Source organism: Synechococcus sp. GEYO (assembly GCF_900473955.1).
GTDB lineage: Bacteria > Cyanobacteriota > Cyanobacteriia > PCC-6307 > Cyanobiaceae > Synechococcus_C.
Genome location: NZ_UCNL01000008.1, coordinates 404,961 through 418,537, shown reverse-complemented (window position 1 = coordinate 418,537; position 13,577 = coordinate 404,961). Strand labels below are relative to the sequence as shown.

14 protein-coding genes and 1 tRNA gene are annotated in these 13,577 nt (G+C 56.8%); 4 read left to right on the top strand and 11 right to left on the bottom strand.

Annotated elements, in window-relative coordinates:
* Positions 1–70: 70 nt before the first annotated feature.
* Positions 71–271, top strand: coding sequence for a hypothetical protein (locus DXY37_RS09435; RefSeq protein WP_244277013.1), 201 nt, complete (start codon positions 71–73; stop codon positions 269–271).
* Here DXY37_RS09435 and DXY37_RS09430 read toward each other — a convergent pair.
* The 6 genes from DXY37_RS09430 to DXY37_RS09405 all read right to left on the bottom strand — a co-directional run bounded on the left by DXY37_RS09430 (position 250) and on the right by DXY37_RS09405 (position 5,215).
* Positions 250–756, bottom strand: a complete 507-nt coding sequence (locus DXY37_RS09430; protein WP_115126369.1) for a hypothetical protein — start codon at positions 754–756, stop codon at positions 250–252. The genes DXY37_RS09435 and DXY37_RS09430 overlap by 22 nt on opposite strands.
* Before the next feature lie 191 nt (positions 757–947).
* Positions 948–1,691: an amino acid ABC transporter ATP-binding protein gene (locus tag DXY37_RS09425; protein WP_115126368.1), complete on the bottom strand. Its 744-nt coding sequence runs from the start codon at positions 1,689–1,691 to the stop codon at positions 948–950.
* The gene (locus DXY37_RS09420) at positions 1,688–2,728 is read right to left on the bottom strand and encodes an amino acid ABC transporter permease (protein ID WP_115126367.1); all 1,041 of its coding nucleotides are present in this window, start codon (positions 2,726–2,728) and stop codon (positions 1,688–1,690) included. Before DXY37_RS09420 ends, DXY37_RS09425 begins: the two co-directional genes overlap by 4 nt.
* Positions 2,728–3,228, bottom strand: coding sequence for an HdeD family acid-resistance protein (locus DXY37_RS09415; protein WP_115126366.1), 501 nt, complete (start codon positions 3,226–3,228; stop codon positions 2,728–2,730). The genes DXY37_RS09420 and DXY37_RS09415 overlap by 1 nt, the downstream gene beginning before the upstream one ends.
* A 24-nt stretch (positions 3,229–3,252) precedes the next feature.
* The gene (locus DXY37_RS09410; protein ID WP_115126365.1) at positions 3,253–4,152 is read right to left on the bottom strand and encodes an ABC transporter permease subunit; all 900 of its coding nucleotides are present in this window, start codon (positions 4,150–4,152) and stop codon (positions 3,253–3,255) included.
* 10 nt (positions 4,153–4,162) lie between these two features.
* Positions 4,163–5,215, bottom strand: coding sequence for an amino acid ABC transporter substrate-binding protein (locus DXY37_RS09405; protein ID WP_115126364.1), 1,053 nt, complete (start codon positions 5,213–5,215; stop codon positions 4,163–4,165).
* Between the two features lie 147 nt (positions 5,216–5,362).
* Between DXY37_RS09405 and DXY37_RS09400 the strand changes: the two genes are divergently transcribed.
* Complete coding sequence (locus DXY37_RS09400; protein WP_115126363.1) at positions 5,363–5,653, top strand: hypothetical protein; 291 nt, start codon at positions 5,363–5,365, stop codon at positions 5,651–5,653.
* 47 nt (positions 5,654–5,700) lie between these two features.
* Here the strand turns inward: DXY37_RS09400 and DXY37_RS09395 are convergent, their stop codons facing one another.
* Both DXY37_RS09395 and DXY37_RS09390 read right to left on the bottom strand, forming a co-directional pair.
* Entirely contained in the window at positions 5,701–7,281 is a 1,581-nt protein-coding gene (locus DXY37_RS09395; RefSeq protein WP_115126362.1) for a SulP family inorganic anion transporter, read from the bottom strand.
* 30 nt (positions 7,282–7,311) lie between these two features.
* Positions 7,312–8,553 (bottom strand): FAD-binding oxidoreductase, encoded by a 1,242-nt coding sequence (locus DXY37_RS09390; protein WP_115126361.1) that lies wholly within the window; start codon positions 8,551–8,553, stop codon positions 7,312–7,314.
* A gap of 50 nt (positions 8,554–8,603) precedes the next feature.
* On the opposite strand from DXY37_RS09390, the gene DXY37_RS09385 reads away from it, so the two are divergent.
* Positions 8,604–9,716 carry a sirohydrochlorin chelatase gene (locus DXY37_RS09385; protein WP_115126360.1) on the top strand — a complete coding sequence of 371 codons (1,113 nt, stop codon included), beginning with the start codon at positions 8,604–8,606 and terminating at the stop codon, positions 9,714–9,716.
* 388 nt (positions 9,717–10,104) lie between these two features.
* Positions 10,105–10,368: a DUF2811 domain-containing protein gene (locus tag DXY37_RS09380; RefSeq protein ID WP_115126359.1), complete on the top strand. Its 264-nt coding sequence runs from the start codon at positions 10,105–10,107 to the stop codon at positions 10,366–10,368.
* Here DXY37_RS09380 and DXY37_RS09375 read toward each other — a convergent pair.
* The 3 genes from DXY37_RS09375 to DXY37_RS09365 all read right to left on the bottom strand — a co-directional run bounded on the left by DXY37_RS09375 (position 10,349) and on the right by DXY37_RS09365 (position 13,574).
* Positions 10,349–12,004 carry a GMC oxidoreductase gene (locus DXY37_RS09375; RefSeq protein WP_115126358.1) on the bottom strand — a complete coding sequence of 552 codons (1,656 nt, stop codon included), beginning with the start codon at positions 12,002–12,004 and terminating at the stop codon, positions 10,349–10,351. The two genes, DXY37_RS09380 and DXY37_RS09375, sit on opposite strands and share 20 nt — an antisense overlap.
* Positions 12,005–12,471: 467 nt before the next feature.
* Positions 12,472–12,548: transfer RNA gene (locus DXY37_RS09370), tRNA-Met, on the bottom strand.
* A 51-nt stretch (positions 12,549–12,599) separates the two neighbouring features.
* Positions 12,600–13,574: an asparaginase gene (locus tag DXY37_RS09365; protein ID WP_115126357.1), complete on the bottom strand. Its 975-nt coding sequence runs from the start codon at positions 13,572–13,574 to the stop codon at positions 12,600–12,602.
* Between the last annotated feature and the right edge of the window lie 3 nt (positions 13,575–13,577).

Here is a 13,577-nt window from a genome sequence, read left to right as displayed (position 1 = left end):
AAGCCCCTTGTGCCAGACTTTCATCCGTCCGTGCTAAGGGGTAATGATGAGCTTCACAGCACCCTCCTGCTTGATACAACGGCATTTTCTTCAGCTCAGCGCGACCCTGGCTGAGCGATGCCAGCAGCTGCAGCTGGAGCTGTCTGATCAGGTGGCCAGCCTCCCTTTTGGTAATGAGCGTTGGTTGGTGACCGAACGGGAGCTCTCGGCGGCAGAGGATGCGCTGCTGCGTCTCCATAACCGTGTGGATCAGCTTGTCTCGATCCCGTAGTAGTGAAGTGGGATGCCAAACGTCACCACGTCATGTGGATCGCTTGGCAGCAAGGCCACTACGGCAAGTTCTCGGTTGTCGAAGGCTTCCTTGGATTTGACAACGAAGGATGCCGCATCCGACGCGCTCCATAGAGGTGCTCCACCGCTGCGTTCTTCGCGATAGATCTCGAAGAGTCCTGCAAACTCCTCTCCATACTCGGCATTGCTGAGCATGAGCTCCAATGCGGACTGATCACTCCTGGTCTGGATCAGTTCGAACAGCTGTTGCATCAGTGGATGGTCAATGGTCGTGGAGACCCGGACAACATTGCCGATCGTTCCCACCGCAGTGACGTGGAATCGTCGTCTATCGGAACGGGCATCGATCACCGCGACGGGCAGGGTTAGATCCCACTGATGATGAGCCCCCACTTCGATGGCAAGGTCGCGGAGATCTTCGGCGTGGTCTTCGCACAGTTTCTGAACCCGTTCGCGTTGGTCCATAACGCGTTACGGGTCTGGGTGAGCCGATAACTGGATCGTTCGTTTGCATGGCCTGCAGAGCTCCAGATCAACTCTGGCTGCATCCTTCGTTCTGTTCTCCACGATCAGCATTGATATGCGATCTCTCCAACACATCCTCACCATGGCCAAGTCCTTGTCAAAACAACAGGTTCCTTCGGACCAGATCCTGATCAGTGCGCCATTTGATTGAGAAAACGTCGGCTGCGTTCCTCCTTTGCCTGGGTGAAGAATGTGGATGAGTCCGTCAGTTCCACGACCCGACCTGCATCCATGAACAAGACCCGGTCGGCGACTTCACGCGCGAATCCGAGCTCATGGGTCACAACAATCATCGTCATGCCATCGGCAGCAAGTCTGCGCATGGCATCCAGCACTTCCTTAACCCGTTCTGGATCCAGGGCACTGGTGGGCTCGTCAAACAACATCAGCTCGGGATCCATGGCCAGTGCTCTGGCGATGGCCACCCGTTGTTGCTGACCTCCGCTCAATTCAGAGGGATATTTCATGGCCTGGTCGGCAATCCCCATTTGTGCCAAAAGGCCGCGAGCCCGTTCTTCTGCATTGGCTTTGCTGATCTTCCTCACACGGATCGGTGCCAGCGTGATGTTGTCGAGGATCGATAGATGTGGGAACAGGTTGAATTGTTGGAACACCATCCCGACACGACGGCGAATCCGTCGGATCTGCCGTTCATCCTGATCGGTATCCAGAGGGATGCCGACGATCTCCAGTTGCCCGGCATCGATGGCCTCAAGCCCGTTGAATGTGCGAATCAGCGTGCTCTTGCCGGAACCGGAGGGTCCCATGACTACCAGCACTTCGCCGTGGTTGACGCTGAGGTTCACCTGATCGAGCGCTTTTTGTGAACCGTTGAAGGTCTTGGTGATGGATTCGGCTCTGACGGCAATGGTCATGAAGGAATGGCTGAAGTGGAGGCAGAAGGGCCCTGACGTTCAAGCTGGCGAGCCATGAGGGCCATGGCGGTGCACACCAGCCAGTACAGCCCTGCAAGCCAGATGTAGGTCTCGAGGTGTCGGCCGATATAGGCAGGGTTGGCCAGCAGGCTGCGGCTGATCCCGAGCAGTTCCACCAGTCCAAGGATGGCCATCAAGCTGGTGTTCTGGAGCAGGCCAATGGCTTGATTCGTGAGTGCCGGCACAGCCACGCGCAGAGCTTGAGGCAAAACCACGAGCTGTTGGATCTGCCATGGACCCAGCCCCAGAGCTGCCGCTGCTTCGAGCTGAGTACCTGGAATGGCTTGTAAACCTCCGCGGACATCCTCGGCGACATAGGCGGCCGCAAACAGCGCGAAGGCCACGACGGCTCTGAGCACACGATTGATTTCGATGTCGACAGGCAGAAACAGAGGAAGAAGCAGCTGTCCGAAAAACAGCACGGCAATTAACGGTACGGCGCGCATTCCATCGATGTAAAAGCGACAGAGATGGCGTGGCAGTGTCAGCTTGCTTCTGCGCCCAAGGGCCAGCAGGACCCCCAGTGGCAAAGCCAGAAGACCGCTGAAGCCGGTGAGCAGGACCGTGAGCGTTAAACCACCCCAATCTCTGGAGCTCACGGTCGGCAATCCAGCTCCGCCTGCGAGCAGCAGCAGGCCGAACGGGAGCATGGCGAGCCAGCACCATGACAGAGCTAATCCACTGAGTCGCCAGCGTGCTGACACGAGAGGCTGCAGCAAAGTTGCTGCCGTCATCAGGCACAACAATCCAAGCCAAAGACAAGGTCTCCAGCGCTCGTTCTCCGGATAGGCCCCAACGGCGAAAAGCGGCAGATTTTCCGAGACCACAGACCAGTTAGCACCAAAAACCAGCCATCTCGCTGTGGACCAGACGACCCAAGCGATCAGGGTCAGGATCACAACGCTGAGCAGTGTCTGCAGTGGATGACGTTTGGCCTGGAGGAGTCGTTTCCGATAGGCAGTCCGTGACCCGGTCATCAATTCCCGGGCTGCTCTGCTGGTGAGCTGAAAAGCTTTAGAGCTGAAGTGAACAACGCGACTCCGAAAAGAGTTCCCAGTGCCCAGAGGCTGTCGGACGGCCATTCCAACACCAGCAGAACGCCAATTAAGGAGGTGAGTATGCCATCAACAAGGCTCAAGCCACCGGCTGGACCTGATGCACTGGCTCCAGAGGCAAGCTCCATGACACCTTCGACCAACAGCAGGATTCCTGCAAACAAGGTGAGGCTGACTTCACTGTCGATGGGATCAATCAGGATGAAGATTGAGCCACCGATGTACAGCAGTCCTGAGAGAACGCGAAACAGTTTTCCCTGACTGTTGCTCTCATCGCCGAGTCGTAGAAACTGACCGATGCCTGCGGCAAATGCGATTCCACCAATTCCAATGGTGAGAAGAGTTGCGGAAGCAAAGGGAAGCAGGATCGCAGCGATTGCGGCGATGACCAGCAGCACCGCAGCGATACGACGGGAATTCATGGGCTAAGAACTGATTAATTGATGCTAGGTGCGCTGTGCAGGACGAACCACGATTCGATTCAGCACCTGCATGCCTCCATTGATCAGAAGATTCAGTGCAAGAAAGCTCAGCAGAAGGATCAGGAATCCTTCGATGGCTCTTCCTGTCTGAGTGATCGCTGTATCACTCACGGCGTAGAGATCTGCGAAGCCAACGGCGATTGCCAGCGTGCTGTTTTTGGCCAGATTTAAATACTGACTGCTCAGGGCAGGAAGAATGGCCGGCAAAGACTGTGGCAACACAACCTTTTTCAGGCCCAGGAGTTCGCTGATTCCCAGGCTGCGGAATGCTTCCCACTGTCCCTTAGGGACGGAGTCGAGCCCGCCGCGAACCACCTCCGCGATCGCCGCACCAGTGAAGACGCTTAAGCCCACCAAAACCGCAGAAAACTCCACGCTCAGGTTCAGACCGAGAATGGCGACGCCCTGATTGGAGAGGCTGATCAGCGCTCCAACGGGAGCCATCGGTTCGGATGGCAGGCCAAGAAAAGCCACGAAATACCAGAAGAGCAGCTGCAGCAGCAATGGAATTTGGCGGATCAAGCCCACGTACAAGGCCGCCAGCTGCCGGAGCAGGGGATTGAGACTTCGTCTTGCAGCTCCGGCCCCAACACCCAGCACCGTGGCCAGCACGATGCTGCTTGCGATCACCCGGAGGCTGTTGAGCCAGCTCACCAGCAAAGCCCAGGCTGTGCTGTCTCCTGGTTGATAGGGAAGTGCGTGTTCGCTGAGTGCGAATCCTGCAGGCTGCCAGAGCCATTCGAAACTCAGCCCTAAGCCTGTGCGGATCAGATTCACCGCAAGGTTGTTGACCAGAATTCCCACAAGCGTGAGAACCACGATCAACAGAACGATCTCAAGCCATGGGAAGCGTTTCCGTTTCATGGGAACGGTTTCATTGGAATGGTGGCGCGGTGATGACACCTCCATCGCGATGCAACTGATTGAGTCCGCGTGGGATTGGAACGGCGCTGTCTGGTCCCAGGTGTCGGTTGTAGATCTCTCCGTAGTTGCCGGTGGCCCTGATCACGTTCACCACGAAATCATTGCTGAGGCCCAGCTTGTCGCCTAGATCACCCTCAACACCAAGAAACCGTCGCAACTTCGTTAGATCAGGATTGTTCTGCGCCTCTTGAAGCTTTTTGTCGACATTGGCCTGGGTGATTCCCATCTCCTCTGCTGTAATCACTGCATAAACCACCCAGCGCATGGCGTCTGAGAGTTGTTGATCACCACCTGAAGACAGGGGAGCCAGAGGTTCCTTGCTGAGAATATCGCCAAGAATGACGTGCTGCTCAGGTCGCTCAAACCCTGAGCGTGCTGATGCCAGTTGGGATCGGTCTGAGGTCATTGCTTGGCAACGTCCCTGGAGATAACCAGCAACCACTTGGTTGAGATCCTGATATTTGATCGGCTTATATGGCAGCCCGAGTGACTGAAACGCATCATTCAGATTCTGTTCGGTCGTGGTACCTGAGCCAACACAGATCGACTGACCTTTGAGATCTTTAAGACTGCGGATTCCGCTGTTTCGTTGCACCAATAACCCCTGCCCATCGTGGAAAACGACTGGCGCGAAACTCACGCCATTTCCACCTGAAGCATCTCGACTGAGGTTGAACGTTGTGTTGCGTGAAAGAAGATCGATCTCTCCAGTTTTCAGTGCTGTGAATCGTTCCGGTGCTGTGAGAGGTCTGTATTGCACCTTGCTGGGGTCATCGATGATCGCTGCCGCGAAGGCCTTGCATAGATCCACATCAAGGCCCGCATAGCTGCCATCTCTCTGGAGGAAGCTGAAACCTGGGATCTTTCCGCTGACGCCGCATCGCAGTTCTCCCCTTTTGCGAATCAAATCCACCCTTGATGCATCGCCATCTCCAAGGGTTGCGCAGGCTGAAATTGCCAGGCATGCGGAGAGAAGGGAGATCAGTGAGCGACGCTTCGTCATAAGAGTGATCCTTGAAGGGTAATTTTGTCAGAACTCCGAGAGTTTTGATAAGGATGTCTGCTGACCTTGGAGGGAATCTCTACTGTCTTCAGCATGTTGATCAAGAGCCGAAAGATATCTCGGTTCCGACCGGGATCCTTTTTTGCCATGGCGTTTGTACTGTCCGTGGTCGGTTCTCCTGCTTTGAGCTGGCAGCTCGGTGACCGACAGGCATACAACAACAAGATGGCCTTGCTCAACGTGGTGCTTGAGGTAGCCAAGCAGCGTGCCGTTGATTCCGACGATCTCCAGACTCTTTGCCTCGTGATGAGCATCGGGAATGACGTGACCGAGCGCTATCTCCAGGAGCATTCCAACGAGCAGCAGATCGAACAGCGATTGCAAGGAATGCGCAATGACTTCACGTCCTGCTTGGGGCTTCTTTACAGCGGCAAGTGAACCTGTTGATTCATCTGTTTGGATCTCAGCCTTGTCAATTACCCCCTTCAGCCATGGCCCTCTTCAGGCTGAGAACCGATTCGCTCGAAAAGATTGAGACTTTCTTCGTTTAATCCTTGAACTTCGACCTTTGACCCACCTTGCTGAAGCTTGCGGATGACCTGGTTGAGTGCGCTGACACCGCTTTGATCCCAGATATGAGCTGCTGAAAGATCAATCGTGATTTGACTGGGATGATCATGAACGTCAAATCCCTGAAGAAAATAGATCTTGCTGACGAAAAACAGCTGCCCGGTGACGACGTAGCGGCGCATCTCCTCATTCACATCAACAGCATCAACACGAATCACCTTGGCTACCTTGCGGCTGAACAGGATGCCTGCCAGCGCAACCCCTGCAATCACTCCAAGCGCAAGATTATGTGGGGTGGTGAGCATGGTGACGGCGAAGGTCATCAGCATCACCGCAGTGTCGCTCTTCGGGATTGCCCGAAGGCGACGCAGTCCAGCGATGTCAGCTGTGCTCACGGCGATGCTGATCATCACAGCCACCAGTGCCGCCATGGGGATTTGTTCGAGCCATGGCCGGCCCAGGAGAATCATGGCCAGCAGGCTGACCCCAGAAAAGAGAGTGGAGAGCCGGGTGCGTCCGCCGTTGTCGATATTCATCACCGACTGACCAACGAGGGCGCAGCCCGCCATGCCACCAAACAGTGAAGACACGATGTTGGCGATGCCCTGACCTCGTGCTTCGACGTTCTTGTTGGAGTTGCTGTCGGTGCGGTCGTCGAGGATGTCTTGGGTCAGGAAGGTTTCCATCAGGCCAACAAGTGAGATGGCCAGGGCCGTTGGTAGAACGATGCCCAAGGTCTCGAGGCTGAACGGAACTTTCATGTCGGCAGGCGAACCGAAGGGCCAGCTCGGCAGCGGCAGTCCGGTTGGCAAGTCCCCGAGGCTGCTGACGGTGGGGATCTCCAGGCTGAAACCGATCGAGATCACGGTCAGCACAATGATGGCCACCAGCTGTGATGGCACCAGTCGTGTGAGGCGCGGCAATCCATAGATGATCACCAGACCAAGCAGGACCAGTCCCCAGACGATCGGAATCTGGCTGCCATGGGGGAGCAGGTCATGGGCGTGGCCCGCCGCGTCTGATTCGCCGAAGTGAAGATTGATGCCCAGTTGAGGAAACTGTGCCTGGAAGATCAGCAGCGCCAGCGCGTTCACAAATCCGCTCAGCACGCCAAGAGGCACGAAACGCATCTGGTAAGCCAGGCGCAGCCAACCCCAGAGAATCTGCAGGATGCCTGTCACAACCCCGGCAACCAAGAGGTAGGTCAGCCCCAACCCTTCGCCGCGCGCTTCCCCCGTTGCGACCAGACCGGTCATCAGCAGTGCCGTGGAGCCGGTGGCGGAGGTGATCATTGCCGAGCGACCACCGACGAAAGCGATCGTGATCGACAGCAGAAACGCTCCGAACAGCCCGACCTGCGGATCCACACCCGCGATGCCGGAGAACGCAATCGCCTCCGGAATCATGGCGAAGGCCACCACAAGTCCGGACAACAGTTCCTTGCTTGGGTTGCCAAAGCCGAGATTCAACTGCCGAGGTGCGGATCCTGAGGCCATCAATCATCTGTTGGGTGCAGGGACCGTAGTTCAGAGCGGCGGCAATCGTCCCTTCGGATCCAGTTCGCTCTTGAGTTGGCGCAGTTCCGGCAACCACTCGCCGAAGGCATCGACTAGTTCCTGGTGATGGTTGGGCAAATGGTCATGCAATTGTGCGAGATGCAATCCCGGGAAGGCCTGGCGGAGGTCGTCACTGACCTGATCCATCCATTGCAGGCTGCGCTCCCGCCCTGAAAGATCTCCAGGATTCCAGCTTGCTGTGATCCATGGTTTCCAGACCGAATCTCGGTGAATGAATGAAGTGCGCTCACGGTCGATTTGCGCTGTTGCCCCGCCGAGTTGCTGAGCGCTGATGCGACATTCACGATGCGGTCTTTCATTGAGTCGCGCGCTCAGTAGCTCAATCAATGGGCCAGCCTTACGCCCCAGGGCTGGACCCAGACGACCGGTCACCTCGCTGTGAGCCGCAATGGACGAACCGGTTTCAGAGGCGAGTTTGCCAAAGGTTGGCTGCTCCAGTTGATCCGCGCAGTGCTGAACGGCAGCGTGCTGATCTGTTCCCAGGATCGGATTAAGTCCCTTCAGCGTTTCGGGTGTTGTCTCCTTGGAGCTGCAGTCCACTGCGTAGATCTCCAACCTGTCTCCCCAGCTCCATTGCAGGCTGCATGTTTCAGGCCATTGCTCCGCCATTTGCAGCAGTTCGGGGAGTAACGAGGGACTGATCAAGCCATGGCGTACTCGCAATGGTTGGATTTGTTGGGTCTGCAGGCGCAGGCGTGTGACCACAGCCAGGAACGGTGATGCACCCATCAGTCCGCGCCAGCGGCGCCCATCAACTGTTGTGTGATCTTCCGAAAAGGAAAAGGACTCACCTGATCCCCAGATCCCTTCGATGGAAGTAATGGAGTCGACAGCGAGGCCTTGAGAGCGGCTCAAGGGACCCATCCCTCCCGTGAGGATGAAGCCGCTTCCGGTCAGGCCGGCAAGTCCAATGGGAATGCTGCGGTTTGAAGCTCTTAAGACCTGCAGCAGCTCGGTCATCGTCAGACCGGTGCCGAATTCGATTTCTCGGGAGTTCTCGTGGTAGATGACTTCCCGATGTCGTTGCAGATCCACTGTCCAGCAGCCATTGGCTGCGCAGCGACTGCTGCTCCCGCCTGAGCAAACCCGTAGGGGCGTTGATCCAAGCGGTTGCCGCATCAGCTGCTTCAACAACTCCGGACCGGGAGTCAGGCAACCAAGGGTGTTTGCATCACTCGCCAGCGGGTTCATGGTCTTTCTTTTACGGCCGCGAATAGGTTTGATACAGATGCACCGCACGTGTGACCCAGCAGATCGTTGCTCCTGCTGCAACCAAACATGGGGTTCTGATCTGTGGTCATGGCAGCCGCAACCGTTTGGCGGTTGCCGAGTTCGAGGGGCTGGCCAACGGACTCAAAGAGCGCCTGACCGGATTGCCGGTGGAATACGGGTTCCTTGAATTCGCACGTCCCATACTGAGAGATGGCCTGGAAAGACTGCGAGAGCAGGGGGTCGAGAAGGTTCTTGCCGTTCCGGCGATGTTGTTTGCCGCTGGACACGCCAAGAACGACATCCCTTCTGTGCTCAACACCTATAGCGCTGAAACCGGGCTGGAGATCGACTACGGCCGAGAATTGGGCGTTGACAGGTTGATGATCGCCGCGGCAGGCGCACGCATCCAGGAGGCTCTCAACAGGACATCCAGTGTTGACCTTTCCGACACCATGCTTGTGGTGGTCGGACGTGGCTCCTCCGACCCTGACGCCAATTCCAACGTCGCCAAGGTCACCAGGATGTTGGTGGAGGGTTTTGGTTTCGGCTGGGGTGAAACCGTCTATTCGGGCGTCACCTTTCCACTGGTCGAACCCGGCTTGCGTCATGTGGTGAAGCTTGGGTTCAAGCGCATCATCGTGTTTCCTTATTTTCTTTTTTCAGGGGTGCTAGTCAGCCGCATCCGTCAACACACAGAACGGGTTGCGGAGGATCATCCAGGCGTTGAGTTTGTGAATGCGTCCTATCTGGGAGATCACAGCTTCGTTCTAGACACCTTCCTGGAGCGGGTTCAGGAGGTGATGGGCGGAGAGACTGCAATGAACTGCTCTCTTTGCAAATACAGGGCTCAGGTGCTGGGCTTTGAGCAGGAAGTGGGGCTTGACCAGTCAAGCCACCACCATCACGTGGAGGGCCTTACAGAAGCTTGCGCCCTCTGCGAACGCGAATGCACGGGGGTTTGCCAGCCCGACGGCATCCCGATTCCTGTCGGCGCTGGCCACCATCACGACCATTCCCATGAGCATGATCATCACAGCCATGACCATGGGCACCACCCCTACCCCCACGCCGATCACCCCCTTGGACCCACGACCCTGCGTCGCTTAACACCACAGCCAGAGGCCACTGAGTCTCAAATCTGAAGCAATTCAGTGGAAATGGCATGCTCAGGCATCTCTGTCTTGCTTGAGTCTCGTGAGACTTGCTTGCATAAGCGTGCCTGATGTTTGACGGCGCTGTGGAGAACGGCTGGGGTTTTCCACAGTTCTGGGTCGCTTTTCCACTGTGATTTCCCGAAAGCAGCCGCCTGAGGGCTGGATCTGTGGTTTTGGGTTCCGGTGCCTTTCGCGACTTGACAGGAATCACTGCTCGATTGCTCGTGCGGTGGGTTGCGCTCGCCTCAGGAGCTGATCCACTGCGCTGCAGTGAGTCTTATTTGAGATCGTTGTTTGCTGGCAATGCGTTGCCGGCTTTGACGATCAGGGCTGTTGTGTGGCTTTCTGTTGGTGGAAACGGGACGCAGAAGCGCGGATGGATCGCAATCATTTGGAGCGCTGCATGGAAACGCAGCCGACCACGGCATCGGATGCTGAATCACCCTTCGTAAGTCTTGAAGCTGAAATCCCTGAAGTGCTCTATCAGGGCATGAAAGCCTTTATCGGATCCAATCCGGCTTGGGATCAATACCAGGTGATGAGCTCAGCTCTCGCCCAGTTCCTGTTTCAAAACGGCTGTTCCGAGCGCGCCGTCATGGAGCGATATCTCGATGATCTGTTCAGTCGTTCTCAGGCGTGACAGCCGCCAGGCATGCCCTGCGGGTGATCGCCATCATGGTGAGCGTCGGGCTCTGCCATCCGGAGCTGGGCCAGCAGGCCCCATCCACCACCAGCACGTTGGGACAGCGCCAGAGACGGTTCCATCGATCAACGACGCTGTTGTCTTCGCTGGTTCCCATGGGCGCCCCTCCGACTTCGTGGATGTAATACCCGGGAGCTGGAGCGTCCTCCTGGGCAGAAAGGGCTTTGGCAACGAGCGGCTTCACAAGCGGTAGGTGCACTTGATCAGCCAGGGATGTCGTGACGCCTCCGGCGATGTTGATGCAGTCCTGAATCGTGCTCTGCATGTGTTCCACCATCGCTTGCTCATTCGCCCTCCATCGGCAGCTGATGTGGGGCATTGGCACATCCAGTGGATCGCAGCGTTGCGAGAGGCACACCTGATTCCTTGCATCTGAGAGCACTTCGCCGTGGCCGATCAGAAAGCCAAGCCGATGATCTGGATTGCGTTTCAGCCACCAGGGTGGATCAAACCGGTTGATGCCCCCCCAAATCCCATAGCCGCGCAGAAAGGGGCGCCCCGAGCAAGTCTCTGGGACATTGCCGAAAGGTAGGAAGAAGCTACCCGCTCCTGAAAGCGAGCTAGATGGGTCGGATCGTTGTGTCGCCACACGTCCTGTTGCGCTGGGAACGGAAAAGAATCGACAGCAGGAGACATGGTCCATCAAGCCTTTCCCCAGTTGGCCGGAGGGATCATTGAACCCCCTGGAATGGGACTGGCTCTCTGACTGCAGCAGCAGACGCAGCGTTGCGATCGTTGAAGCGCAGACCACCACAAGATTGCAGTCCAGTCGTTGACGTTCGCCAGTGCTGCGGTTCACCACCACAACAGAACGGGCACGCTCTTGTGCTGGACCCATGTCGAGGTATTCCGCCATTGAATTGGACAGAATCTCCACTCGACCCGTGGCCAGAGCGCGCTGAAGGCTGGAGCCGTTGCTGCTTGATTTCGGCCAGCTAGAGGTCTGCTGGTGTTGGTGGGCCTCAAAGCCTCGCGAATGGATGAAGGGGATGCCGCGCTCCCTTGTCAGCAGCTCACGGAAACGCTCTTCCTCAGGCATGAATGGCAACGCCGGTGCCATTCGACCATCAGGGAGCTGCTCAAGGCCATCCCGTTCACCTCGGACTTCAAACAGCTGCTCGAGTGCGCTGTAGTGAGGATCAAGATCGGCATGAGTGATAGGCCAGTTTTGGCCGTATCCGTCATGATCAGCGCCCTTGAACTCATAGTCCGAGAGGCGCAGTGTGATGCCACCCCAGGTGAGACTGCGCCCGCCAACTTGACGACCCTGGGTCCAAAGAAAGGGTTGATCCTCTGGTGTGCTGTAGGGGTACTGACGCTCGTCTGCGTAGAGGGAGGGGTTTTGTTTCCAGTAGCCAGGATGCTGGATCTGACGCCGATGGCGGCCGCTGATCAGCCCTTCGGCCCGCCTGACACTATTGCCTGGCTCACTCCCCAGGGCTTCCGAAGCTGATCGATCGGGTCCTGCTTCCACGACCAGAACCCGGAGCCCTGCTTCGGCAAGTGTCATCGCGGCGATGCCACCTGTGGCCCCCGACCCGATCACAATCGCTTCAAAGGGATTCAAGGACACGGCATGACGACGACCTACCGATAGTGTCTGACGCGGTCGACGGCTCTGGCCAGTCTCTTGAATCTTCATGCTGCGTCTGCCCTTGATCTTGCCCAGACCTGTTTCTGAGCAGAGCTATCGGAGCTTGGTGGCAGTAAGACCCATCTCCGAGAACAGATGGAGAGGATTCCAAGGCTGATTCAGGCTGTTGTTGAATCAGCTGAAGAGGCTCATTTTGACTCTGCCTGCTTCATTGGCGTTGGAGATCTCTCTCTCAAAGTTGAATCTCTGCTTTGCCCTCCAGATGCAAGGTTTCGCGATGTTGCTAGCCAGCAATGTGAGGTTAATCTGAAACAGATGTCTTGCTTTCAAGACAAGACATTGAGATCGCTTACCTTGCTCAGGTCTTGCATTTGAAGCAATTCGAGCGAAATCAACCAAACGAGAAAAGCATTAAAAAAGCCCCAACAAAGTGGGGAATTTTTAATTGGTGGCGGGGGGGAGATTTGAACTCCCGACCTTCGGGTTATGAGCCCGACGAGCTACCAGACTGCTCTACCCCGCGGTGACTCAGGAACTATACAACTTGGTGATCGAAGACACCACTCAATGGTGTTCAGGAGGTTCGCAGCTCACCTTCCACATCCAGGTGAACGCCAGGGTTGAGGATCAGCAGCTGTTCCTCCAGTTCCTTCAGTCCGCTTGGCGTCATCCAATCGAGCTGACGCAGCAGATGCAGGGCTACAGCCTGCTTGGCACGTCGGGCGCCATCTTCAACCTTGATGGCCACGCCAAGTCCTTCTCCGGTTCGGCTCAGACATTGAATGCCTTCTGCCCCTCCTTTGCTAATCACCTGGTGATGGGAGCGTCGCATCAATTCCGTATCGAATCGACCTTCCCCAGCCACCAGTTCCGGATGCGCCAGCATCGCCCGGCTGATCTGTTCGAGCTCCGCATGAGCGGAAGAGCCCAGATGGGCAAATAACAGTGCCATCTGGTCGAGCTGAAGGCGCAGTGTGGGGGCGCCGCAGTCATCGCGTTCAGCGACCAGTTCATCAGGGGGCAGGCCGAGCAGTTCTGCCACGCGACGCGTAATCTCCTGCTGCAGAGGATGGTCTCCCTGGAGGTAGGTCTCAACGGGCCATCCCATTTTGCGAGCAGTGATTAAAAAAGCAGCGTGCTTGCCCGAACAGTTGTGCTCAAGAGGACTCGACCGGCCTGATGGGATGGGGCACTGCAGATCATCACTGTCCAGTTCTGCGTTCCAAAGCAACCGGAAGGCCTCACGCGCATGATTTGGGGTGCCTGAATGGGATCCACAGCTGATGGCAATCCCTCGTTCCCCACAGCTATAAGTCTCCGAGGCACCGCTGCTGATCAGCGGCAGGGCCTGAAAGGGTTTGAGTGCCGAACGAATGAACGTTTCGAAGTCTGGCTGCCCAGCCTTCATTAGCACCCGGCCGCGGCTGTCGCAGACCACTGCATGCACACGGTGGGTGGACTCGATCGAGGAGCCTCGCCGCAGCCGAACCTCAAGAGCTGGAGTACTCAGGGAGCGCGCCGAACCGCGGTAACCCGATGGGATCGACATGCC